This window comes from Enterobacter sp. HK169 (genome assembly GCF_001719105.1).
Lineage (GTDB): Bacteria > Pseudomonadota > Gammaproteobacteria > Enterobacterales > Enterobacteriaceae > Enterobacter > Enterobacter asburiae_B.
In genome coordinates, this window is sequence record NZ_CP017087.1 from 73,682 (window position 1) to 95,612 (window position 21,931).

Here is a 21,931-nt window from a genome sequence, read left to right on the forward strand (position 1 = left end):
ACAAATATATTTATGTGATTGATTTTTTAGATTATTTGTTATTTTTGCGCAACAGTAATTAAGTATGAGTTTCAGATTATTTCTAAGCCCATGAATGGGCTACTGCCTGGCTTAAGAAAACAGGCGTCGTGTCACGCACTGAGAAAAATGATCTCCAGCCGTTACGTTTAAACAACGCGGGATGACGCCTGGACAGCCTTCATCCCGTTGTACAACCCGATCGCAAGACCTGCTTAATAAAAAATATAAGCTGACCTGATTAAAGTGATTTTTGATGTAAATTACGACTTTGTGGTGAGCCGATAAATAAAAATAAGCCGCGCGGGTGAGATATTTAAAATGTTTCAGCGGACATACTCTTCACCGTAACGACGCGTTAACACAATACGAGTCGTTTTAACAAGTAGCATTGTTATAGGGTTATGGCGTGATTAAATAGCCAGGTCCAGGGTGACAACATGAAAAACACATCGTTAATTATGATGTTTACATTACTGGGTGCGCCTGGATTTGTAACCGCAGCGAATTCAGATTTGGCAAATGCTGAATATAACTTTGCGGTTAACGAATTAAGTCTTTCATCACTCAATCAGGCAGCCATTATTGGTCAACGGGGCGTTTTCAATAACGCTGAGGTTAGCCAGGACGGTTCAAGACTCTTATCCATTGTATCTCAGGATGGGGCGGGTAACAGAGCGAGAGTTGATCAATCAGGGAGTTACAATTTAGCCTGGATCGATCAGAGCGGTAACGGGAATGATGCAGGTATTACGCAAGATGGATACGGTAATAGCGCGAAAATTATCCAGAAAGGGTCGGGTAATAGAGCAAATATTACGCAGTACGGTACGCAGAAAACCGCAGTTGTAGTGCAGAAACAGTCGCAAATGGCGATTAACGTTATTCAACATTAGCGCGTTCGCGACGACTTTAATCAATCCGATGGGGGTTTACCATGAAATTTATCAAAGTGGCAGCACTTGCAGCAATCGTAGTTTCTGGTAGTGCTATGGCGGGTTCTATTAATCAGGGCGGATGGGGTCATGGACATGGTCATGGTGGAAACAGTGGCCCAAATTCAACTCTGAATATTTATCAGAACGGTGGCGGTAACTCCGCGGTTGCCCTGCAGACAGACGCCAGAAATTCCGTCCTGAATATTAGCCAGACCGGCGGCTTTAACGGTGCTGACGTTGGTCAGGGCTCTGATGACAGTAAAATCAACCTGACCCAGAAAGGTTTTGGCAACAGTGCGACACTTGATCAGTGGAACAGTAAAAAATCCGTTATGAACGTTAGCCAGTCCGGCGGCTTTAACGGTGCACTCGTAGACCAGACTGCGTCCAACTCGACTGTTAACGTTACCCAGATCGGTTTTGGTAACCACGCGTCAGCTCATCAGTACTGATACTGAAATCTGTGCTACAAAAAAACAGGGCATCAGCCCTGTTTTTTTTCGGGAGTTCATCATGAATACCTTAATTTTACTTGCCGCGCTTTCCAGCCAGATAACCTTCAAAACGTCACAGCAGGAAAATATGACCACCATTGTTCCTCAGGTCACTCTGGCGCAGTCGTGTGATTGTCAGGTTCAGATTGTTTCTGTGCGAGAAGGGCAGGGGGGACAAAGTTCTTCCCGGCAGCAAAACACACTTTTTATACCCGCTAATCAGACGATTGATTTAATGCGCCTGAGTTTAAATATTAATGAGGGAGACACGGTAAAAATCGTTGTCACCGTTTCAGACGGTAAATCGCTACATTTATCACAACAGTGGTCGCCAGCGGAACGTTCGCTATGAAAACCCATTAAATCAATAGGTTGTGAATGTGGCGGGTCTGGGCCGTTGAGCTATGCTGATATCAGGGACCAGGTCGTTATGTTCCGTAACGTGAAACTTCGTTTGCAATAATAAATGAAGCGCGTTTACCCCTCATGGACGATTTTCATTGAGGAGTACCTATAATGAACAACTATTTTGCTCGACTCATGGCAGGTCTGGGTCTGGTCGTTTCTGCTTTGAGTATCCCGGCTTATTCGGCCACGGTTGTTGACGGCGGTGTCATTCATTTTCGCGGTGCCATTGTCGCCGACCCCTGTGAAGTCACTCCCCAGAAGCAACAGTTTGCCATGTCATGTCCAGATAATAACCGTATGCAAACGCGTATGGTCAGCTATGAAGAGGCGCTTAACGGGAAAGTGAGCGACTCAAACGTGGCAACGCTCAATATGAAATACCTTAATCCTGAAAAAACGCTCGCGGTTGTCGAAATCCAGTATCGCTAATGCGTGCTCTCCCGCCCTGCGGTGGATGAGGATTTTTTCTGATAGTTTTTTCTCCCGGTCTCCTCTGCGATACACTTAAGAAAATGGCGGGTTGCAGAGGGGCTTTATGAAACCGCAAATTGAAATTATTCATGGCGATATTACGACAGTGCACGTCGACGTTATCGTCAATGCGGCCAATCCCTCCCTGATGGGGGGAGGCGGCGTGGACGGGGCTATCCACCGGGCTGCCGGACCGCAGCTGCTGGAAGCCTGTAAAACCGTGCGGCAACAGCAGGGCGAATGTCCTCCCGGTCACGCGGTGATTACGCTGGCGGGCAATCTGCCTGCGAGAGCGGTAATTCACGCGGTAGGGCCGGTCTGGCATGGCGGGGACCAGCACGAAGCGAGTATTCTGGAAGAGGCTTACCGGAACTGTCTGCGACTGGCCGCCGACAACGGTTATAAAACGATGGCGTTTCCGGCGATCAGCACCGGCGTGTATGGTTACCCTAAGGCCGCTGCCGCAACGATCGCCGTTGAAACGGTTTACCGCTATTTGTCGCTAAAACCGCTGCCAGAGAAGGTGATTTTTGTCTGTTTCGACGACGACACCACGCATCTTTATCAGCGGCTTCTGACTCAGCGCAGACAAGAGCTGGAGAGCTGATGCAAACGCGGCGCATCTGATGCGCCGCGTGATTTATGAGGCTTTTGCCTGCGGTTTTCCTGAAAAGAGGAAGCGCAGGAGCGGGATCCGCAGATGGATTTCGTAGAGTACGATTGCCACCCCTACAACAAACACCAGCCCGGTAAAGAAGCCCAGCGTGTTGGAGGCGATGTGCGGTGTGATGTAAGCCCCGAAGAAAAGCGTCAACGGGTGATGCACCAGATAGATAAACAGTGATGCATTAACGAAGTAGGTCACGCGACTGGACTTAAAGTTCAGCAAGCGATGGCCCAGCGCGAATACCACGTTCACCATCCACAGCCCCAGCAGCATAGTGATCACGCTTTCCGTTTCATACATCCAGGCGTCGCCGCTGCCGTAGCGTTGATTCAGCAGATAGGCCGCGAACGCGAGGCTTGCCCCCAGCGCGCACCACGGTGATGGGGTGACAAACAGCGATTTAAGCTTCGGATGAATAAAGGCCAGCGCGCCGATTAAAAAGAACGGGATGTAGAACAGGGACTGCATCACCACAAAATTAAATAACCCGTCGCTCAAAATCGGCGGATAGACGATAAGCAGCGTCCGTCGCACGGCGGCATAGGCAATCCCCAACAGCAAGAAGAGCACAGACAGTTTGCCCATCGTAACGTTGGCGAAGAAGGTGTCGGCTTTTGTACTCAGACGGTGGCGCAGGCGGCTGAAAATCAACAGGCTCACCGTTGTGAGCACCACCAGCACCAGCAGGAACCACAGGTGAGACACCAGCTCCCAGACCAGCGTATTGTACTTTTCATACAGCGTAAGGTTCGGCCAGTTCTCCGCTTTGCCTTTGACATATTGCAACATAATGAACTGAGGCAGCGTCAGCAGTGGAATTGCGGTCAGCATGGGGATCCCCACGCGCTCTACGCGCACTTTCCACCAGCGCTTGAGCGGGTATCGCAGAAACAGCATGTAAGAGAAATAGCCGGATATGACGAAGAACACCTGCATACGGAAGGCGTGAATAAAGTCATTAAACAGCGTCAGCCACCAGGAGGGCATCTGGCTATTCACATGCCAGGTGTGGCTTGAGTATATCAGCGAAATGTGAAAGGGGATCCCCAATAGCATCAGCCAGGCCCTGATCGAGTCGAGGAAATATTCACGTTCTGTTGGTGTTGTGCTCATATAACGTTGTGCATTCTCAGACTTTTCGTCTTATCCCTAAGACTCATAATGGTTACATTCGAAGCCAACCCTACACCAAGACCGACACCCTGTCTCCAGGATAAGCACGCAAAGTGAATAGCGGGTTCTTTCATTTGCTTATTCCATGAGCCAGCAGCTGAACAAAGCAGTGATAATGTTGTCGGATTGCCTGAGTTTCCATTAAAATGGATCGGATCGATATAAGCACACAAAGGGGGAAGTGCTTACTTATTATGAAACATAAACCACAGATGATGAAAATGCGTTGGTTGGGTGCTGCAGTGGTGTTATCACTGTATACCTCATCGGCACTGGCCTTTAACATCGACGATGTCGCAAAACAGGCAAAATCGATGGCAGGCAAGAGCTACGAAGCGCCGAAAAGTAACTTGCCCTCCGTTTTCCGCGACATGAAGTATGCGGACTATCAGCAGATCCAGTTCAATCACGACAAAGCGTACTGGAGCAATATTAAAACCCCGTTCAAGCTTGAATTTTATCATCAGGGTATGTACTTCGACACGCCTGTTGCCATCAATGAAGTGACGGCAACCGCGGTACGTAAGATCAAGTACAGCCCGGATTACTTCAATTTTGGCAATGTGCAACACGACAAAGATACGGTGAAAGACCTGGGCTTCGCAGGCTTTAAGGTGCTTTACCCGATCAACAGCAAAGATAAAAACGACGAAATCGTCAGCATGCTTGGAGCCAGCTATTTCCGCGTTATCGGCGCGGGGCAGGTTTACGGGCTTTCTGCGCGTGGTCTGGCTATTGATACCGCGCTGCCATCAGGTGAAGAGTTCCCGCGCTTCCGTGAGTTCTGGATTGAACGTCCAAAGCCAACGGATAAGCGTCTGACCATTTATGCGCTGCTGGATTCCCCGCGTGCAACCGGTGCCTATCGCTTTGTGATTATGCCGGGTCGTGACACGGTAGTTGACGTGCAGTCCAAGGTTTACCTGCGTGATAAAGTGGGCAAACTGGGCGTTGCGCCACTGACCAGTATGTTCCTGTTTGGGCCGAACCAGCCGTCACCGGCTACCAACTTCCGTCCGGAACTGCATGACTCCAACGGTCTTTCTATTCATGCCGGCAACGGTGAGTGGATCTGGCGTCCGCTGAATAACCCGAAACATCTGGCGGTTAGCAGCTTCGCAATGGAAAACCCGCAAGGTTTTGGCCTGCTGCAGCGTGGTCGTCAGTTCTCCCGCTTTGAAGATTTGGACGATCGCTATGACCAGCGTCCAAGCGCCTGGGTCACGCCAAACGGTGACTGGGGTAAAGGCAAGGTCGAGCTGGTAGAGATTCCAACCAACGACGAAACCAACGATAACATCGTCGCTTACTGGACGCCGGATCAACTGCCGGAAGCCGGTAAAGAGATGAACTTCAAGTACACCATTACCTTCAGCCGCGACGAAGATAAGCTGCATGCGCCGGATAACGCGTATGTAATGCAGACTCGCCGCTCAACGGGTGATGTGAAGCAGTCTAATCTTATCCGTCAGCCTGACGGTACCGTGGCGTTTGTCGTGGACTTCACAGGCCAGGATATGAAGAAACTGTCGCCGGACACCGCCGTTGCCGCTCAGGCCAGCATCGGTGATAACGGTGAAATCGTTGAGAATACCGTGCGTTACAACCCGGTAACCAAAGGCTGGCGTCTGACCCTGCGCGTGAAAGTGAAAGATCCGAAACAGACCACTGAAATGCGTGCTGCGCTGGTCAGTAACGATCAGCCGCTGAGTGAAACCTGGAGCTATCAGCTACCTGCCAATGAATAATACATCTGAATATATTGATGCCATGCCGCTGACGGATATCGAAAAAGCGGCACTGCCAAAGAGCGACATCCGCGCGGTTCACACCGCGCTGGATGGTGAACATCATACGTTTTCCCGTGATGATGATACGCCGCTCGGGTCAGTCAAGGCGCGTCTGGAGCAGGCCTGGCCGGACTCGCTGGCGGAAGGGCAGTTGATTAAAGACGACGAAGGACGCGCTCAGCTTCAGGCGATGCCGAAGGCCACGCGTTCCTCTATGTTCCCCGATCCATGGCGCACCAACCCGGTGGGTCGCTTCTGGGATCGCCTGCGCGGGCGTGATGTGACGCCGCGCTATCTGTCGCGCCTGACGAAAGAAGAGCAGGCGTCCGAACAGAAATGGCGTACCGTTGGGACAATCCGTCGCTATATCCTGCTGCTTCTGACGCTGGCGCAGACGGTCGTCGCGACCTGGTACATGAAAACTATCCTGCCTTACCAGGGCTGGGCGTTTATCAACCCGACGGACATGATGGGCCAGGATCTCTGGGTCTCCTTCATGCAGCTGTTGCCGTATATCCTGCAGAGCGGCATTCTCCTGCTGTTCGCGGTCCTCTTCTGCTGGGTCTCGGCCGGTTTCTGGACCGCGCTGATGGGCTTCCTGCAATTGCTGATGGGGCGTGACAAATACAGCATTTCAGCGTCAACGGTCGGGGATGAACCCCTTAATCCCGACCACCGTACCGCGCTGATTATGCCTATCTGTAACGAAGACGTTGACCGCGTATTTGCGGGCCTGCGTGCGACCTGGGAGTCCGTGAAGGCGACCGGCAACGCGGAGCATTTCGACGTTTACATCCTGAGCGACAGCTACAACCCTGATATCTGCGTTGCGGAACAAAAAGCGTGGATGGAGCTGATTGCAGAAGTGCAGGGCGAAGGCCAGATCTTCTACCGCCGCCGCCGCCGTCGCGTTAAGCGTAAAAGCGGCAACATCGATGACTTCTGCCGTCGCTGGGGTAACCAGTACAGCTACATGGTGGTGCTGGATGCTGACTCCGTCATGAGCGGAGACTGCCTGAGTGGTCTGGTGCGTCTGATGGAAGCCAACCCTAACGCCGGTATCATTCAGTCCTCGCCAAAAGCGTCCGGAATGGACACCCTTTATGCGCGCTGCCAGCAGTTCGCCACCCGTGTTTACGGGCCGCTGTTTACGGCCGGTCTGCACTTCTGGCAGCTGGGTGAGTCGCACTACTGGGGCCACAACGCCATTATCCGCGTGAAGCCGTTCATTGAACACTGTGCGCTGGCGCCGCTGCCGGGTGAGGGTTCGTTTGCCGGTTCTATTCTGTCGCATGACTTCGTAGAAGCGGCGTTGATGCGTCGTGCTGGCTGGGGCGTCTGGATTGCCTACGACCTGCCGGGATCCTACGAAGAGCTGCCGCCGAACCTGCTGGACGAGCTTAAGCGTGACCGCCGCTGGTGTCACGGTAACCTGATGAACTTCCGCCTGTTCCTGGTAAAAGGGATGCACCCGGTTCACCGCGCGGTGTTCCTGACGGGCGTGATGTCTTATCTCTCCGCACCGCTGTGGTTTATGTTCCTGGCGCTGTCGACTGCCTTACAGGTGGTTCATGCCCTGACGGAGCCGCAATACTTCCTGCAACCGCGGCAGCTGTTCCCGGTGTGGCCGCAGTGGCGTCCGGAGCTGGCGATTGCGCTGTTTGCCTCCACCATGGTGCTGCTGTTCCTGCCTAAGCTGCTCAGCATCATCCTGATCTGGTGCAAAGGCTCGAAAGAGTACGGCGGTTTCTTCCGCGTGACCCTTTCACTGCTGCTGGAAGTGCTGTTCTCGGTCCTGCTGGCGCCGGTACGTATGCTGTTCCACACCGTGTTTGTGGTCAGTGCGTTCCTGGGCTGGGAAGTGGTCTGGAACTCACCGCAGCGTGACGACGACTCCACGCCGTGGGGTGAAGCCTTTATGCGCCACGGTTCTCAGCTGCTGCTGGGTCTGGTGTGGGCTGCCGGGATGGCGTGGCTGGATCTGCGCTTCCTGTTCTGGCTGGCGCCGATTGTCTTCTCGCTGATCCTGTCGCCGTTTGTGTCCGTGATTTCCAGCCGTTCAACGGTGGGGTTGCGAACCAAACGCTGGAAGCTGTTCCTGATCCCGGAAGAGTATTCCCCGCCGCAGGTGCTGGTGGATACCGATCGTTACCTGGAACAGAACCGCAGTCGCTCGCTGGATGACGGCTTCATGCACGCCGTGTTTAACCCGTCATTCAACGCCCTGGCGACGGCAATGGCAACCGCGCGTCACCGTGCCAGCCAGGTGCTGGAGATTGCCCGCGATCGTCACGTTGAGCAGGCGCTTAACGAGACCCCGGAAAAACTCAACCGCGACCGTCGTCTGGTGCTGTTGAGCGACCCGGTGACAATGGCGCGTCTTCACTACCGCGTGTGGTCTGCTCCGGAGAAATACTCTTCGTGGGTAAACTACTATAAGGACGTGAAGCTGAATCCGCTCGCTCTGAAGGCGAAGTAAGCAGTTAAGTAAGGCGAGTAAGCGAAGCGCCACCCGCCAGATAAAATACCGGCTTAATCGCCGGTATTTTTTTAGAGGTTAAAGATGAGAATAATCATCGTCGTTATGGTGGCATGCCTGCTGAGCGGCTGCGGCAGTATCATCAGTCGCACCATTCCAGGGCAGGGCCACGGAAATCAGTATTACCCGGGCGTGAAATGGGATCTTCGTGATTCCGCGTGGCGCTACCTGACCGTGCTCGATCTGCCGTTCTCGCTGATTTTCGACACGCTGTTGCTGCCGATAGATGCCAGCCACGGCCCTTACGAATAGCCTAAATTAACGCTCGTCCCACTCGTCGGCTGCGGTTTGACCTTCTTCCGTATCCAGCGGCGGCTCGAGCTGAAACTCACCCTCATCCCACTCGTGCAGGGTATTCTCTTCCAGCCATTCCTGCCGAAGTTCTATTTCGTCATAGTCGCCATCAAAGACGGCCTGCGCACCTTCACCGCTTAATATCGGCAAACATTCCCCATCTTCACCTTCATCGGCAAAGAATTCGGCCTGCCACATAATATCTCCATCCTGCAGAACGTATTTTTGGATATTAAGCTGTTGCACGTCAGCATCTTCTTCTTCAACGCCGGGGTTGTCGGCGAGGAACTCTTCACGAGCGGCATCAATAGCTTCTTCCAGCGTGGCGTACATGGTCATTGGTGTCTCCCTGTTTTCCAGAAGGTTTCAGGGAAAGAATAGCTGAATATAAGATTCTGCAAGTATGAATGCGAAAATAAGCTATCAGGCGTTCGTCTTATTCCGTCACGGGCCGCAGCGCGCGGGATAAACTGAACCATGAATAGATGGCATTGAACAACACGACGCCCGCCGTCACGATAAAGACGGCGCGAAAACCGAAGCTGGCGGAAATCCCGGCCCCGAGCAGCGGTCCGGTGACGTTACCGATGTCGCGGAATGACTGGTTATAGCTGAAAATACGCCCGGCAATCTGGTTCGTGGAGTTGTAGACCAGCAGGGTCTGTACGGCGGGCAGCAGCGCGCCGTCGGCGGCACCCAGCAAAAAACGCAGGACGCCCAGCTGCCATGGCGTTTGCACCATCGACATCGGGATAAGCAGCAGGACGGAAATCACCAGCGCGCAGATCAGAATTTTTTCCGGACCCACCCGGTCTCCCAGTTTCCCCAGCCTCGGGGCGCTCAGCAGCGCCGCCACGCCGGGTACGGAGGCAATCAGCCCGCTGATGAACGCAATATTGCTGACGTTACCCGCCAGGTCGCGAACGTACAGCGTCAGAATAGGGGCAATCGACCCGGTGGCTACCTGAATAATCAGGGTTGTCACGAACAGGCTCAGCACCAGTCTGGGATTTTTGAGCGAGGTCAGCACCTCTCTGGCGTGGAGCATCTCTTTTTTGGCGACAGGCGTGAAGTTTTCCCGGATACAGAGCAGGGTGACGATGAAGCACAGGAACAACACGCTGGCGGTGATAAAGAAGACCGGGCGCAGGCCGTAGTTATCCGCCAGTAATCCCCCGGCCAGCGGTCCCAGCAGAGCACCGCTCACGCCGCCGGTTGAGAGCGTGCCCAGCGCCCAGCCGCTTTTATGGCGGGGAATTTGCGTGGCAATCAGCGCATTCGCGTTGGGAATAAATCCCCCCAGCAGGCCCAGCAGCGCGCGCAGGATCAGAAACTGCCAGACGTTCTGCGCCACGCCCATCAGCGCCATGATAATGGCCATCCCCAGCGCCGAACGCAGCAGCATGATTTTACGTCCCTTGCGGTCGGCAAGGCCGCCCCAGAAGGGCGAGGCCATCGCGGAAAAGAGAAACGTGATGCTGAATACCAGACCGGACCACATATTGAGCGCGCTGTGGCCCGTTACGCCAAGCTGTTCGACGTAGAGCGGCAGGAAGGGCATAACCAGGCTAAAGGCCGCGCCGGTAAGAAAACAGCCAAGCCACGCAACCGTGAGGTTGCGCTTCCAGTTTATGGGGGCGTCTGAGGGTGACATAACTATCCGCATAATGAGGTGCAGAGCACCTGAAGCATAAAGTAATAAGCCTGCTAATTATGCGCCTGGGTTATGAATGCCGCAATGATGAGGAGCTTTTAAAGCTAAAACGGCATGCGGCCCTGAAGACCGCATGGGGATTAATAGCGGGACGGCGTGCCTTGTGGACGCGTTTTAAAACGGCGGTGCAGCCACATGTACTGCTCGGGCGCCAGCATGATGCACTTCTCCACAACGCTGTTCATCCAGCGTGCGGTGGTTTCCGCATCGTCAAGCGGTGGCGCAAGCTCCGGTTCCAGCATCATTAGCTCGTAGCCTGAACCATCCGGCTTACGGCGAGGGACGAAAGGCACGATGGCGGCTTTAGACATCCGCGCCAGCATCCAGGTACCGGTCGTTGTGGCGGCCTCTTCAACGGCGAAGAAGGGAACAAATACGCTGGCCTGTGGGCCATAGTCGTGGTCGGGGGCATACCAGACCACTTCGCCGGATTTCAGCGCGCGGATCATCCCCTTCAGATCCTTACGGTCGATCATGCTTTTGTTGGAGCGCATGCGGCCGTTGGTCTGGATTAAATCGATGACCGGGTTATCGTTAGGACGATAAACGCCAATGCCAGGCGCCTGCATGCCGAACATGCGCGCCCCGATTTCCAGCGTCAGGAAATGAACGCCGATCAGCAAAACGCCCGTCTGGTTGGCCTGAAGCGTATGCACAGGCTCCATGCCGGTTCCCGTTACCTCGCTCCAGCGGGCCATGCGTTTGTCCGGCCAGAACCACGCCATACCGGTTTCCATGAGCCCCATCCCGACGGATTCGAAATTCTTCGCGACCATATCGTGACGCTCTGGCTCGCTCATCTGCGGAAAACACAGCTCAAGATTGCGGTACGCGATTCTGGCGCGACGCTTCATAAACAGTTGCGCGAAGCGGCCCAGAAATTTACCCAACCGAAAAATAATAGGGTAGGGAAGCTGTACCAGAAGCCATAAAAAGCCGATGCCAAGCCAGGTCAACCAATAGCGGGGATGCAAAAGGGCGGCAGTAAATTTTGGTAACTGGGTCATGTCTTTCCTGTGTTCAAACGTCCTGTTTTGCTAGTGTCTCATTTTTTGAGACATAGCCAAAATATCTGCTTTCGAAGCGTGCACGAATACAGCAATTGTTAAACCTGATTAATCAGGGTGTGTGAAATGTAGCGTAAATTGTGGGGATGTAAATTGGTTTTGTTTGCTATATGATGCCGACCGATTTTTCATTCTCTCTAACGATTCCAGGACTGTACACCATGCCAGTGTTACACAACCGCGTGTCGAATGAGATGTTGAAAGCGCGTATGTTGGCTGAAACCGAACCGCGCACAACCATCTCTTTCTATAAATACTTCACGATCGACGATCCGCAGGCGACCCGCGATGCGCTTTATCAGGCGTTCACGGCCCTGAACGTCTTCGGCCGCGTCTACCTTGCCCGTGAAGGCATCAACGCGCAAATTAGCGTACCGGAAAGCAAAGTCAGCGCTTTCCGCGAGTGTCTTTATCAGTTCGATCCGGCCCTCGACGGCTTACGCCTGAACATTGCCCTGGACGATGACGGGAAATCCTTCTGGGTGCTGCGCATGAAGGTGCGTGAACGCATCGTGGCGGACGGTATCGACGATCCTGCGTTTAACGCGGCGGATGTCGGTGAATATCTCAAGGCAGCGGAAGTGAATGCGATGCTGGACGATCCGGATGCCGTGTTCATTGATATGCGTAACCACTATGAATACGAAGTGGGGCATTTCGAGAACGCGATGGAAATCCCGGCCGATACCTTCCGCGAGCAACTGCCCAAGGCGGTTGAGATGATGCAGGAACATAAAGATAAAAAGATCGTTATGTACTGCACCGGCGGTATCCGCTGTGAGAAAGCCAGCGCGTGGATGAAGCACAACGGCTTTAATAAGGTCTGGCATATTGAAGGCGGCATTATCGAGTACGCCCGCCGCGCCCGCGAGCAGGGTTTACCGGTACGCTTTATCGGGAAAAACTTTGTCTTTGACGAGCGTATGGGTGAGCGTATTTCTGAAGACGTTATCGCCCAGTGCCACCAGTGCGGCGCACCGTGCGATACCCACACCAACTGCAAAAACGACGGGTGTCATCTGCTGTTCATTCAGTGCCCGGCCTGTGCCGAGAAGTTTAACGGCTGCTGTAGCGAACTGTGCAGCGAAGAGAGCATCCTGCCGGAAGAAGAGCAGCGTCGCCGTCGCGCAGGACGTGAAAACGGCAACAAGATTTTTAATAAATCACGCGGCCGTCTGAATACCAAACTGGGTATCCCTGACCCGGAATGATAATAACGCCCGGCACGGCGAAAGCCTGCCGGGCGAATCTATTATGATTTCTGCTGTATGCCTTCAACGGAAATAATCAGCTCAACGTCCTGAGACGCCGGGCCTAAATCCGTTGTGATATTAAAATCTTTCAGGTGAATTTTACCCGCCGCTTCAAAACCTGCGCGTTTACCGCCCCACGGATCGTCACCCTGACCCAGTAATTTAGCATCCAGCGTGACCGGTTTTGTTACGCCGTTAAGCGTCAGGTTGCCGGTAATATTCAGCTTATCACCCTCTTTTTTCACTTCCGTGGAGGTGAAGGTCGCCTGTGGGTATTTCCCGACATTGAGGAATTCCCCACTGCGCAGATGTTTATCACGTTCAGCATGATTGGTATCCACGCTGTTGGTATTAATGGTTACGTTGACCTTATCGGCGGCAGGATTCTTCTCGTCAAAGGTGAATGTGCCGTCAAAATCTTTAAAGGTACCGTACAGCCAGCTGTATCCCAGGTGCTGAATACGGAAATTGACGAAAGCGTGCTGGCCCTCCTTATCAATTTTATAATCAGCCGCCACGGCGGAACCGGTGGTGAATAACAGAGAACCCAGGGCGATACCCAGCAGGTGTTTTTTCATTTTATGCTCCAGAGTCAACTGACGAGCGGCCAAGCATGCGCTTTAGCGTATCGTCTTTATCAATAAAATGGTGTTTGAGGGCGGCAAGCCCGTGCAGCACGGACAGGATCACGACGCTCCACGCAAGCCAGAGGTGAACGACCCCGGCGGTGTCAGCCTGAGCGCCCGCATCGCTGAGCGTTGCCGGGACGTCAAAAAGGCCAAAGACGCTAATCGGCTTACCGTCCGCCGTTGAGATAAGGTAGCCGCTGATCAGAATGGCGAAGAGCAGCGCATAGAGCGCGATATGCGCGGCAACGGCACTCAGGCGGGTCATTTTTCCGTGGGTCTTCGGCGCCGCGGGCGGCGGGGAAATATGTCGCCAGATCACGCGAAAAACCAGACCCAGCATCAGGAGAACGCCAATGCTTTTATGTAACTCCGGTGCCTGGTGATACCAGCCGTCGTAATAGCTGAGCGTGACCATCCAGAGTCCAAGTCCAAACATACAGTAGACGGCAATAGCAAATATCCAGTGCAAACCTATGGATATTATTCCGTAGCGCCGGGAGGTGTTACGCAGTTGCATCAGAATGTCCATTTTCGTATTAACCGAAGGGTAAAAATGAACGGGAAGATGTGACATTGCAACTGAAATAATTGTCTATTGATTTTTATTTTATTTATTTCAGCAATTTTGAAAGGAAAGGATAAAGGTAATTCAATGCCTTCGTGCAAGAGGAATTGAGAGTTTCAATAAAGCTAAATTAATGTCAATTATTGTCAGTCAGGGTTTTCAATAAAATACAATGTAAACAAAATCAATAATAGCCAGCAGCGACCACAATAAGATATAGAGCATGAAATGCTCGCGAATATTATTCATCAGAAAGCTAACGATCCTGCGCATAACGCCCCGTAATGCAGTGTGAATAAAACGGGCCCCGGTACCTCCAGAGCCCGTGCGGATTATCCGTTAAAACGCGAGAGCGAGAAGGGCGTCAGATCAAACTGCGGCGTGATGCCCTGGGCAAACTGCGCGGCAATCTCGCCCAGCACGGAAGCGAACTTAAAGCCGTGACCGCTCAGCCCGGTGATTAGCAGGACGTTGTCATGCCCTGGCAGGGTATCAATGATGAAGTCTTCATCCGGCGTGTTGTCGTAGGTACAGGCCGCGCCATACAGCAAGCCACCGACGCCCGGAAGGATAGTTCGCAGGAACGAGAAGGCTTCCGAACCATCCTGTGGATAGGCGCCAAAAGGCTTACGCTCTTCAGGGGAGGCGATCGCCTGGCCACCGTTGTGTTTACCGATTTTCAGCGCGTCTTTCTCGGAAGGGAAACCGTAGAACTGATCGCCATTCGGCAATTCGCCGGTGAAGGCCGGGAATTTATTCTGCGCGCTGTAGCGACCATCCGACTGGAACCAGGAGAAGACCTTCCGCACCGGCTGAATTGGCAGTTCCGGCAGCAGGCGAGTGACCCAGGTTCCTGCGCTGACGAGCAGGCGGGACGCTGAATAGTCGCCGTCAAGAGTCGTTACCGTGACGCCATTCTCGTCATGGGTGATGGCCTCCACCGGACAGTTAAACAGCTGCGCACAGCCGGCTTTCGCGGCAAGATCGATCCAGGTTTTGATCGCCGCTTCACAATGCAGCACGCCGGAGTGGGCTTCAAAGAGGCCGATGTAATCGTCCGGGACGGTAATTTCAGGCCAGCGCGCGGTAATGCCCGTCGCGTCCAGCTTCTCGACATCAAGATTAAAGGCTTTTGCACTGCGTTCGACGCCGGCGAGAAAATCAGAATGAGCAGGGCCAAGGTTGATGACGCCGGTACGCTCGAAAATACGCTCTTCGGTCTGTGTCGCCAGTTCATCCCACAGCGTCTGGGCGCGAAGCACCAGCGGCACATAGCGCTCGCCTTCTCCATACGCATGGCGCATGAGACGGGTATCGCCATGATGGCTGCCCTCCGAATGAGGAGGAAGGTGGGCATCGATCATCAGGACCTTCAGACCTGCCTGTGTTGCGTAATAACCGGCAGCGGAACCCACGGAGCCGCTACCAATAATGATTAAGTCGTATCTCATATGCATCTCGTAAACTGATGTTTTGTTAGCAGAGTAATTAACAACGCGGGGTTAGACAAGGGAGAAATAAATAAGGCACCGCGAGGGTGCCTGTAGAGAGAAAAGTGGGCATAAGCTTAGTGCCGTTTATACTCATTTTCCTGATAGTCGCCAGATTCTATTTTTGCAATACCTGCCTCTAAAATAGAAATAAACTGACGGGCGACGTCTGTTGTTAGCCACAGCGTCTGTCCAACTTCCGCTTCTTCACGGTTGAGTTGATTCGGGGTCTGGTAGTGCAAACGCAGCATCAGCGCATCGTAGCTATCTACGGTACTGATATCCCAGCCAACCAGTGGATGGGTCTGGATCACTTCACTATTCTTTTCCATTATAACCCCCTTAATGCGTGTTAGAAGACAACGGCTCTGAGGTTCAATGCATGTTTTTCTGAAAGCATCTTCAGTATACCAAGTAATAAGGGTTCCAACGGGAAAAATAAACAGGTGGCAACACATTTTTCTGCTTTTTAGGATTGTTCGAACAATAAAACACCATCTCGTTCACGATTTTTAAAGAAGATGCCGAATTAATTTGAACTTGCAGGATTTTTAGACAAAAAAAGCCGGGGCGACCCGGCAAAAAAACACAATGAGGGAGCAGTGTTAATCTGTGATAAACCAGTCGTCTGCGCTTTCCCACGTTTCCTGCAGGATTTCGCTGATGCGATCTTTATCTTCTTTCGCAGCACCAATGACGGAGAGGTTGTTCGCCGCGGCGTAACGCACCGTTACGGCACCCGCGTTGTCGGGAAAGGTGTTGTTAATACGGCGGGATAATTCGCCTGCCAGTGCATCAAGCGCGCCGGCAGGCAGAACGGTTGTTTTGGCTATGGTGACTTCAATACGCATAAATGCCCCCTGTGTAATATACTGTTTATTTATACAGGTATATTATCGGTTTGACAACAAGGGGCATTGATTTTTTAACGTTTTACCGTCCAGTTAACGGTTTCGCCCGCCAGGAATGGGATCAGCGTGTCATCCGTCAGCGCAATGGACTCCTCAACGTGGCTCGCTTTACGCTCCAGTTCGATAAAGGTGTCGTTGACCGGCAGGCCGTAGAAGCGCGGGCCGTTAAGGGAGCAGAACGCTTCAAAATGTTCGAGCGCGTTCATCTCTTCAAAGACGGTCGCGTAGCTGGCCAGTGCCGTTGGGGCGTTGAAGCAGCCCGCACAGCCGCAGCTCGCCTCTTTGCGGTGGCGGGCGTGAGGTGCGGAATCGGTGCCGAGGAACGCGCGGGAGAACCCGCTGGCGACCAGCTCGCGCAGCGCCTGCTGGTGGATGTTGCGCTTGAGAATAGGCAGACAGTACAGGTGAGGACGCACCCCGCCCACCAGCATGTGGTTACGGTTAAACATCAGGTGCTGTGGCGTAATGGTCGCGGCGATAAGATCGTTGCCGTCGCGCACATACTCTGCCGCGTCTTTGGTGGTGATATGTTCAAAGACCACTTTAAGCGCGGGCAGGCGCTGGCGCAGAGGCTCCATCACGGTCTCGATAAAGCGGGCTTCACGGTCGAAGATGTCAATCTCGGCATGCGTGACTTCACCATGGACCAGCAGCGGCATGCCCAGTTTCTGCATGCGTTCCAGAACCGGCATGATGGCATCAATGCTGGTGACGCCGTGGCTGGAGTTGGTGGTGGCATTTGCCGGGTAGAGTTTCGCCGCCGTAAATACGCCTTCGTTAAACCCGCGCTCCACTTCGTTCGGATCCAGCGAGTCGGTCAGATAGCAGGTCATCAACGGGGTAAAATCGTGTCCCGCAGGAACGGCATCCAGGATGCGCTGGCGATAGGCCATCGCGGCATCGACGGTGGTGACTGGTGGAACCAGGTTAGGCATGACAATCGCGCGGCCATAAATTTCGCTGGTATAAGGCACGACGGTTTTCAGCATATCGCCATCACGCAGATGGATATGCCAGTCGTCAGGGCGGCGGATTTTAAGAACCTGGGGTTGTGCAGTCATGGAAGCTCCGGCTTGTCAGGAATCAGTCATAAGGATGGCTGTTTTTGCCGGACACAAATCATAAGCGGAAACGTTTTCGTTTGCACACTTTTCCGTAAAAAAAAGGGCGCCGCAGCGCCCTTCAGGTTAATCGGTGAAAGGAATGATAATTTCACCCGGTTTCACCTCAATGCCTTTTGCATATTTTTTCGCCAGAGCTTCACCCTTGCTTTTGTCTTCGCTTAAGACGTACGCGGGCTGCTGGTTAAAGTAATTTCGCAGCGACTGGTTCAGATAGGGCATCAAGGTTTGCAGAACCGGTGCCATCTTGTCCGGCGACACCTGCGCATCGACGACTTCCATCTCCTGCAGGAAAATCGCCCCTTTCTCTTTGTTGAAAACGGGCAGGGCCTTCAGCTTGAGCTTGATGTTGGCCTTCTGATTGCCAAAGAGGGATGACATATCGAGATCCGCATCACCGGCCAGGGTGACTTTGTTTGGCTCTTCACGTCCGATCTGGCTGGTCAGGTTCGTCAGGACGATATGCGCGTCCGCCAGTCCCGGCACGCCAATGTCTTTAGAGAAATTGTTATGTTTTTCCAGCGCCTGATTAATTTCCTGTTCACTGACGGTATATTGCGTGAGCTGGTTACAGCCAACCAGCAGACCGCTGACAACTAATGCCGCGGCAAAGACAATTTTCTTCATAGTGTTCCTCAACGAAAAATCGGCGCTTCTGTCCTGTTACGCCAGTATGTCAGTGTGAATTGGCAGAAACCAGCAGAAAAAACTGAGAAGTGGGGCGGGAAGGGCTCCCGCCCGAGGGAAAGGCTACGCGCCAGGCTCGAGCATACCGCTCGCGCTGCGTTTCGGGCTGAACTGCCACCACAGAGCAAGAAGCGTCATAAAACCCACCGCGCCGAGCATCATCCACGGGAGTTCGGGCTGGCTTAACGCTTTTCCGGCATCAAACAACCAGCCGCCACCGGCGTAACCTAATGCGCCGCCAAGCGCCAGCCCCAGCCGGCTGAACCCCATATAGCTGCCACGCGCACGCGCATCCGCAAGCGAGGCGCTCAGCGTTTCACGGGCAGGTTCGGCGATGATCGAGCCAATATAGAACGTGCAAATCAGCGTAAACAGCTGCTGGAGAGAGTTCACCAGGCCGATCGGCATCATGCTCAGCGTCATCAGGAACAGACCGGCCATCAGGCGATGCTCCAGACGAAAACGCCGTTCGCTCCAGCGGGCAATCGGATAAAGCAGCGTTAACGACAGGCAGGCTTCGATGGCGTACATCCATTTAACGGCTGCAGGGGTCCCCGCGATGTCGTTAACCATGATCGGCAGCATCAGCATGACCTGCACAGCCAGCATGTAGTATCCCGTCAGGGTCAACACATAGGTGACAAAACGCCTGTCGCGCAGGACGCGGCCAAGCCCTTCCCGGACCGGCGCTTTGACCGTCGACAGTTTCCAGGCGGGCAGGAACAGGCCATTGAACAGCGCGCACAGAATAAAGAGCACCGCACCGGCCGCGCAGACCAGACGGAAGTCATACTGCAGCAGCCAGCTTCCCAGCAGGGCGCCGATAACCGCCCCGGCACTGTCCTGCATCATCAGAATCGAGAAGAAACGGCCGCGGTGCTGGGGGCGAATAAGCTTCACCACCAGCGCGGTGCGCGGCGGATCGAACAGCGTGCCGCCGATACCGGAGAGGAAACAGGAGAACCAGAGCAGCCATGGCTCCTGGGCGACCGCCATCGTGGCAAAACCTGCCGCGCGCAGCAGCATACCGGTAACGATCATCGGCTTAGCGCCGAAGCGGTCAGCGATGGCCCCGCCAAAGACGCCCAGGCCCTGCTGGACAAACTGGCGTAGCCCCAGGGCAATGCCAACCATTAATGCCGCCCAGCCCATCTGATCGACAAAGCGGATCGATATCAGCGGAAAAACGACAAAAAAGCCGAGCACGACCAGCATGTTATCGACGAGCAGGAAATATTTACCCAGGCTCCTGGCCTGTGATACGCGGGACATTTTCCCTCCAGGGAAAATAAGAAGGTGAGCACGCTAACATTCTGCGGTGTCGCCGCGTTTTTTCCCACCCCCGGGGGTGACAATATTTTTTTATCAAAAGGGTGCTTTGATAGAGAGTTCTCATCGAAAAATGTGAAAAGAGGTGAAAATGGTATGTCACTGTTTTCACAGACGGCACAGGCGCAGGTATAGTAAAGCTAATGGGTCAGCAGAAGTGACGGGAAGGAGTGGTATCGATGTTTGGCTATCGCAGCAATGTGCCAAAAGTGCGTCTGACAACGGACCGGCTGGTCGTTCGTCTGGTGCATGAGCGTGATGCCTGGCGTCTGGCGGATTATTACGCCGAGAATCGCCAGTTTTTAAAACCCTGGGAACCCGTTCGGGATGAGAGCCATTGTTACCCTTCCGGCTGGCAGGCGCGCCTCAGCATGATTACGGAATTTCACAAGCAGGGCAGCGCGTTTTATTTCGCGCTGCTGGATCCTGAAGAGAAAGAAATTATCGGGATCGCCAACTTTTCAAACGTGGTGCGCGGGTCGTTTCACGCCTGCTACCTTGGCTACTCCATCGGCCAGAAATGGCAGGGGCAGGGGCTGATGTACGAGGCGTTAACGGTGGCGATCCGCTATATGCAACGCACGCAGCATATCCATCGCATTATGGCGAACTATATGCCGCACAATCAGCGCAGCGGCAATTTGCTGGCCCGCTTAGGGTTCGAGAAAGAGGGTTACGCCAAAGACTATCTGCTGATAGACGGAGAGTGGCGCGACCACGTTCTGACGGCGTTAACCACCCGGGACTGGACCGCAGGTCGTTAAGGAGAAAAGATGAAGTATCAGCTAAACGGTACAGAAGCGCGCGTGATTGGGTGCTTACTCGAAAAGCAGGTTACCACGCCGGAGCAGTATCCGCTCTCCGTCAACGCCGTGACCATGGCCTGCAACCAGAAGACCAACCGCGAGCCGGTGATGAACCTCAGCGAGCATGAGGTTCAGGACGTGCTGGATGCGCTGGTAAAACGCCACTACCTGCGCACCGTCAGCGGCTTCGGCAACCGCGTGACCAAATACGAACAGCGCTTCTGTAACTCCGAATTCGGCGACCTGAAGCTGAGCAATGCGGAAGTGGCGGTCATCACCACGCTGCTGCTGCGCGGGGCGCAGACGCCGGGAGAGCTGCGCACGCGCGCTTCCCGTATGCATGAGTTCAGCGATATGCAGGAAGTTGAGCAGACCCTGGAAGGGCTGGCCTCACGTGAAGACGGCCCGTACGTGGTGCGTCTGGCGCGCGAGCCGGGCAAACGTGAAAGCCGCTATATGCATCTGTTCAGCGGCGACGTCGATGTCGCTACCGCTACCGTGGAGAGCGACGCGGGATCCTCAGCAAGCAATGACACTCTTGCCGCGCGCGTAGAAGCGCTGGAAGACGAGGTCGCCGGGCTGAAACAGCGCCTGGATGCGTTGCTGGCACATCTGGGAGACTGACGGTGAAAAAATTACGCGTAGGCGTGGTGGGGCTCGGCGGCATCGCGCAAAAAGCCTGGCTGCCTGTTTTAGGTGCAGCAACGGACTGGACCCTGCAAGGGGCATGGTCACCCACCCGAGAAAAGGCAGAACGTATCTGCGAAACCTGGCGCATTCCGTATGCTGCCTCTCTGCAGGATCTGGCCCGCGAGTGTGATGCTGTTTTTGTGCATACCTCAACGGCAACCCACTATCAGGTGGTAAGCGAGCTGCTCAATGCGGGGGTTCACGTCTGCGTGGATAAGCCGCTGGCGGAAAATGTTCAGGATGCCGAACGGCTGATTGAGCTGGCCGCGCGCAAAAAACTGACGCTGATGGTGGGCTTCAACCGCCGCTTTGCGCCGCTTTACCAGCAGCTGAAGGCGCAGTCGGACACGCTCGCCTCGCTGCGGATGGATAAACACCGCACCGACAGCATTGGGCCAAACGATCTGCGCTTCACCCTTCTGGATGATTATCTGCACGTTGTGGATACGGCGCTGTGGCTGAGCAACGGCCATGCGCAGCTGAAGAGCGGTACCCTGTTAACGAATGACCAGGGGCAGATGGTCTACGCGGAACACCACTTCGCCGTTGAGCATCTTCAGATTACCACCAGCATGCACCGTCGGGCGGGAAGTCAGCGTGAATCCGTGCAGGCAGTGACCGAGGGCGCGCTGTACGACATTACGGACATGCGCGAGTGGCGGGAAGAGAAGGGCAACGGCGTGGTGACGCCCCCGGCGCCAGGCTGGCAGAGCACCCTCGAGCAGCGCGGTTTCGCAGGATGCGCCCGTCACTTTATCACCTGCGTGCAAAATCAGACGGTTCCTGAAACGTCCGGCGAGCAGGCCATTCTGGCGCAGCGCATTGTGGAAAGGCTCTGGCGCGATGCCATGAGCGAATAACTCGCTGTAACATCTGC

General features: G+C 54.0%; 25 protein-coding genes. 12 read left to right on the forward strand and 13 right to left on the reverse strand.

What is annotated here, in order from left to right:
• Positions 1–458 precede the first annotated feature (458 nt).
• The 5 genes from csgB to ymdB all read left to right on the forward strand — a co-directional run bounded on the left by csgB (position 459) and on the right by ymdB (position 2,936).
• Positions 459–914, forward strand: a complete 456-nt coding sequence (gene csgB / locus EnteroDNA1_RS00405; RefSeq protein WP_033145183.1) for a curli minor subunit CsgB — start codon at positions 459–461, stop codon at positions 912–914.
• A gap of 41 nt (positions 915–955) precedes the next feature.
• The gene (gene csgA / locus EnteroDNA1_RS00410) at positions 956–1,408 is read left to right on the forward strand and encodes a curli major subunit CsgA (protein WP_033145184.1); all 453 of its coding nucleotides are present in this window, start codon (positions 956–958) and stop codon (positions 1,406–1,408) included.
• Between the two features lie 61 nt (positions 1,409–1,469).
• Positions 1,470–1,802, forward strand: a complete 333-nt coding sequence (csgC, locus tag EnteroDNA1_RS00415) for a curli assembly chaperone CsgC (protein WP_047061557.1) — start codon at positions 1,470–1,472, stop codon at positions 1,800–1,802.
• 164 nt (positions 1,803–1,966) lie between these two features.
• On the forward strand, positions 1,967–2,287 hold the full coding sequence (locus tag EnteroDNA1_RS00420) for a type 1 fimbrial protein (protein WP_033145186.1): 321 nt from the start codon (positions 1,967–1,969) through the stop codon (positions 2,285–2,287).
• A 106-nt stretch (positions 2,288–2,393) separates the two neighbouring features.
• Positions 2,394–2,936 (forward strand): O-acetyl-ADP-ribose deacetylase, encoded by a 543-nt coding sequence (gene ymdB / locus EnteroDNA1_RS00425; RefSeq protein WP_023311113.1) that lies wholly within the window; start codon positions 2,394–2,396, stop codon positions 2,934–2,936.
• A 33-nt stretch (positions 2,937–2,969) separates the two neighbouring features.
• Here ymdB and mdoC read toward each other — a convergent pair whose 3' ends face one another.
• A complete protein-coding gene (gene mdoC, locus EnteroDNA1_RS00430) occupies positions 2,970–4,109 on the reverse strand; it encodes a glucans biosynthesis protein MdoC (protein WP_039261736.1) in 1,140 nt (379 codons plus the stop codon).
• A gap of 254 nt (positions 4,110–4,363) precedes the next feature.
• Here mdoC and mdoG point away from each other — a divergent pair, with 254 nt between their 5' ends.
• From mdoG to EnteroDNA1_RS00445, 3 genes are all read left to right on the forward strand, one after another.
• Positions 4,364–5,917 (forward strand): glucans biosynthesis protein MdoG, encoded by a 1,554-nt coding sequence (gene mdoG, locus EnteroDNA1_RS00435; RefSeq protein ID WP_021240787.1) that lies wholly within the window; start codon positions 4,364–4,366, stop codon positions 5,915–5,917.
• Positions 5,910–8,438, forward strand: coding sequence for a glucans biosynthesis glucosyltransferase MdoH (gene mdoH / locus EnteroDNA1_RS00440; RefSeq protein ID WP_069302630.1), 2,529 nt, complete (start codon positions 5,910–5,912; stop codon positions 8,436–8,438). Before mdoG ends, mdoH begins: the two co-directional genes overlap by 8 nt.
• An 84-nt stretch (positions 8,439–8,522) precedes the next feature.
• On the forward strand, positions 8,523–8,750 hold the full coding sequence (locus EnteroDNA1_RS00445) for a YceK/YidQ family lipoprotein (protein WP_033145189.1): 228 nt from the start codon (positions 8,523–8,525) through the stop codon (positions 8,748–8,750).
• A 6-nt stretch (positions 8,751–8,756) separates the two neighbouring features.
• On the opposite strand, the gene EnteroDNA1_RS00450 is transcribed toward EnteroDNA1_RS00445, so the two are convergent.
• From EnteroDNA1_RS00450 to EnteroDNA1_RS00460, 3 genes are all read right to left on the reverse strand, one after another.
• The gene (locus EnteroDNA1_RS00450; RefSeq protein WP_064672269.1) at positions 8,757–9,131 is read right to left on the reverse strand and encodes a MysB family protein; all 375 of its coding nucleotides are present in this window, start codon (positions 9,129–9,131) and stop codon (positions 8,757–8,759) included.
• 97 nt (positions 9,132–9,228) lie between these two features.
• Positions 9,229–10,446, reverse strand: coding sequence for a multidrug efflux MFS transporter MdtG (mdtG, locus tag EnteroDNA1_RS00455; RefSeq protein WP_069302631.1), 1,218 nt, complete (start codon positions 10,444–10,446; stop codon positions 9,229–9,231).
• A gap of 140 nt (positions 10,447–10,586) precedes the next feature.
• Positions 10,587–11,513: a Kdo(2)-lipid IV(A) acyltransferase gene (locus EnteroDNA1_RS00460; RefSeq protein WP_069302632.1), complete on the reverse strand. Its 927-nt coding sequence runs from the start codon at positions 11,511–11,513 to the stop codon at positions 10,587–10,589.
• A gap of 221 nt (positions 11,514–11,734) precedes the next feature.
• Here EnteroDNA1_RS00460 and trhO point away from each other — a divergent pair, with 221 nt between their 5' ends.
• Entirely contained in the window at positions 11,735–12,784 is a 1,050-nt protein-coding gene (gene trhO, locus EnteroDNA1_RS00465) for an oxygen-dependent tRNA uridine(34) hydroxylase TrhO (RefSeq protein ID WP_033145192.1), read from the forward strand.
• Positions 12,785–12,825: 41 nt separating this feature from the next.
• Here trhO and EnteroDNA1_RS00470 read toward each other — a convergent pair whose 3' ends face one another.
• The 9 genes from EnteroDNA1_RS00470 to mdtH form a co-directional block, all read right to left on the reverse strand.
• Positions 12,826–13,404, reverse strand: coding sequence for a YceI family protein (locus tag EnteroDNA1_RS00470; RefSeq protein WP_069302633.1), 579 nt, complete (start codon positions 13,402–13,404; stop codon positions 12,826–12,828).
• Between the two features lies 1 nt (position 13,405).
• On the reverse strand, positions 13,406–13,972 hold the full coding sequence (locus EnteroDNA1_RS00475) for a cytochrome b (RefSeq protein ID WP_069302634.1): 567 nt from the start codon (positions 13,970–13,972) through the stop codon (positions 13,406–13,408).
• A 207-nt stretch (positions 13,973–14,179) separates the two neighbouring features.
• Positions 14,180–14,293 carry a YceO family protein gene (locus EnteroDNA1_RS00485; protein ID WP_064672270.1) on the reverse strand — a complete coding sequence of 38 codons (114 nt, stop codon included), beginning with the start codon at positions 14,291–14,293 and terminating at the stop codon, positions 14,180–14,182.
• Between the two features lie 59 nt (positions 14,294–14,352).
• Positions 14,353–15,471, reverse strand: coding sequence for an N-methyl-L-tryptophan oxidase (gene solA, locus EnteroDNA1_RS00490; RefSeq protein ID WP_069302635.1), 1,119 nt, complete (start codon positions 15,469–15,471; stop codon positions 14,353–14,355).
• A 116-nt stretch (positions 15,472–15,587) separates the two neighbouring features.
• The gene (bssS, locus tag EnteroDNA1_RS00495) at positions 15,588–15,842 is read right to left on the reverse strand and encodes a biofilm formation regulator BssS (RefSeq protein ID WP_008500827.1); all 255 of its coding nucleotides are present in this window, start codon (positions 15,840–15,842) and stop codon (positions 15,588–15,590) included.
• A gap of 273 nt (positions 15,843–16,115) precedes the next feature.
• Positions 16,116–16,361, reverse strand: coding sequence for a DNA damage-inducible protein I (gene dinI / locus EnteroDNA1_RS00500; RefSeq protein ID WP_008500826.1), 246 nt, complete (start codon positions 16,359–16,361; stop codon positions 16,116–16,118).
• Positions 16,362–16,435: 74 nt separating this feature from the next.
• The gene (pyrC, locus tag EnteroDNA1_RS00505; protein ID WP_033145198.1) at positions 16,436–17,482 is read right to left on the reverse strand and encodes a dihydroorotase; all 1,047 of its coding nucleotides are present in this window, start codon (positions 17,480–17,482) and stop codon (positions 16,436–16,438) included.
• Positions 17,483–17,608: 126 nt separating this feature from the next.
• Complete coding sequence (locus tag EnteroDNA1_RS00510) at positions 17,609–18,169, reverse strand: lipoprotein (RefSeq protein ID WP_023311126.1); 561 nt, start codon at positions 18,167–18,169, stop codon at positions 17,609–17,611.
• A gap of 123 nt (positions 18,170–18,292) precedes the next feature.
• On the reverse strand, positions 18,293–19,501 hold the full coding sequence (gene mdtH / locus EnteroDNA1_RS00515; RefSeq protein ID WP_039261870.1) for a multidrug efflux MFS transporter MdtH: 1,209 nt from the start codon (positions 19,499–19,501) through the stop codon (positions 18,293–18,295).
• Positions 19,502–19,737: 236 nt separating this feature from the next.
• Between mdtH and rimJ the strand changes: the two genes are divergently transcribed.
• Genes rimJ through EnteroDNA1_RS00530 form a run of 3 tightly spaced genes read left to right on the forward strand, consistent with a single transcriptional unit; the run spans position 19,738 to position 21,914 of the window.
• Positions 19,738–20,322, forward strand: coding sequence for a ribosomal protein S5-alanine N-acetyltransferase (gene rimJ, locus EnteroDNA1_RS00520; protein WP_008500822.1), 585 nt, complete (start codon positions 19,738–19,740; stop codon positions 20,320–20,322).
• Between the two features lie 9 nt (positions 20,323–20,331).
• The gene (locus EnteroDNA1_RS00525; protein WP_069302636.1) at positions 20,332–20,988 is read left to right on the forward strand and encodes a YceH family protein; all 657 of its coding nucleotides are present in this window, start codon (positions 20,332–20,334) and stop codon (positions 20,986–20,988) included.
• A 2-nt stretch (positions 20,989–20,990) separates the two neighbouring features.
• Entirely contained in the window at positions 20,991–21,914 is a 924-nt protein-coding gene (locus tag EnteroDNA1_RS00530; RefSeq protein ID WP_069302637.1) for a Gfo/Idh/MocA family protein, read from the forward strand.
• Positions 21,915–21,931 lie beyond the last annotated feature (17 nt).

Bases quoted from the DNA above. Each gene is read 5' to 3' on its own strand.
- csgB (WP_033145183.1), top strand. From the start codon at position 459: ATGAAAAACACATCGTTAATTATGATGTTTACATTACTGGGTGCGCCT.
- csgA (WP_033145184.1), top strand. From the start codon at position 956: ATGAAATTTATCAAAGTGGCAGCACTTGCAGCAATCGTAGTTTCTGGT.
- csgC (WP_047061557.1), top strand. From the start codon at position 1,470: ATGAATACCTTAATTTTACTTGCCGCGCTTTCCAGCCAGATAACCTTC.
- EnteroDNA1_RS00420 (WP_033145186.1), top strand. From the start codon at position 1,967: ATGAACAACTATTTTGCTCGACTCATGGCAGGTCTGGGTCTGGTCGTT.
- ymdB (WP_023311113.1), top strand. From the start codon at position 2,394: ATGAAACCGCAAATTGAAATTATTCATGGCGATATTACGACAGTGCAC.
- mdoC (WP_039261736.1), bottom strand. From the start codon at position 4,109: ATGAGCACAACACCAACAGAACGTGAATATTTCCTCGACTCGATCAGG.
- mdoG (WP_021240787.1), top strand. From the start codon at position 4,364: ATGAAACATAAACCACAGATGATGAAAATGCGTTGGTTGGGTGCTGCA.
- mdoH (WP_069302630.1), top strand. From the start codon at position 5,910: ATGAATAATACATCTGAATATATTGATGCCATGCCGCTGACGGATATC.
- EnteroDNA1_RS00445 (WP_033145189.1), top strand. From the start codon at position 8,523: ATGAGAATAATCATCGTCGTTATGGTGGCATGCCTGCTGAGCGGCTGC.
- EnteroDNA1_RS00450 (WP_064672269.1), bottom strand. From the start codon at position 9,131: ATGACCATGTACGCCACGCTGGAAGAAGCTATTGATGCCGCTCGTGAA.
- mdtG (WP_069302631.1), bottom strand. From the start codon at position 10,446: ATGTCACCCTCAGACGCCCCCATAAACTGGAAGCGCAACCTCACGGTT.
- EnteroDNA1_RS00460 (WP_069302632.1), bottom strand. From the start codon at position 11,513: ATGACCCAGTTACCAAAATTTACTGCCGCCCTTTTGCATCCCCGCTAT.
- trhO (WP_033145192.1), top strand. From the start codon at position 11,735: ATGCCAGTGTTACACAACCGCGTGTCGAATGAGATGTTGAAAGCGCGT.
- EnteroDNA1_RS00470 (WP_069302633.1), bottom strand. From the start codon at position 13,404: ATGAAAAAACACCTGCTGGGTATCGCCCTGGGTTCTCTGTTATTCACC.
- EnteroDNA1_RS00475 (WP_069302634.1), bottom strand. From the start codon at position 13,972: ATGCAACTGCGTAACACCTCCCGGCGCTACGGAATAATATCCATAGGT.
- EnteroDNA1_RS00485 (WP_064672270.1), bottom strand. From the start codon at position 14,293: ATGCGCAGGATCGTTAGCTTTCTGATGAATAATATTCGCGAGCATTTC.
- solA (WP_069302635.1), bottom strand. From the start codon at position 15,471: ATGAGATACGACTTAATCATTATTGGTAGCGGCTCCGTGGGTTCCGCT.
- bssS (WP_008500827.1), bottom strand. From the start codon at position 15,842: ATGGAAAAGAATAGTGAAGTGATCCAGACCCATCCACTGGTTGGCTGG.
- dinI (WP_008500826.1), bottom strand. From the start codon at position 16,361: ATGCGTATTGAAGTCACCATAGCCAAAACAACCGTTCTGCCTGCCGGC.
- pyrC (WP_033145198.1), bottom strand. From the start codon at position 17,482: ATGACTGCACAACCCCAGGTTCTTAAAATCCGCCGCCCTGACGACTGG.
- EnteroDNA1_RS00510 (WP_023311126.1), bottom strand. From the start codon at position 18,169: ATGAAGAAAATTGTCTTTGCCGCGGCATTAGTTGTCAGCGGTCTGCTG.
- mdtH (WP_039261870.1), bottom strand. From the start codon at position 19,501: ATGTCCCGCGTATCACAGGCCAGGAGCCTGGGTAAATATTTCCTGCTC.
- rimJ (WP_008500822.1), top strand. From the start codon at position 19,738: ATGTTTGGCTATCGCAGCAATGTGCCAAAAGTGCGTCTGACAACGGAC.
- EnteroDNA1_RS00525 (WP_069302636.1), top strand. From the start codon at position 20,332: ATGAAGTATCAGCTAAACGGTACAGAAGCGCGCGTGATTGGGTGCTTA.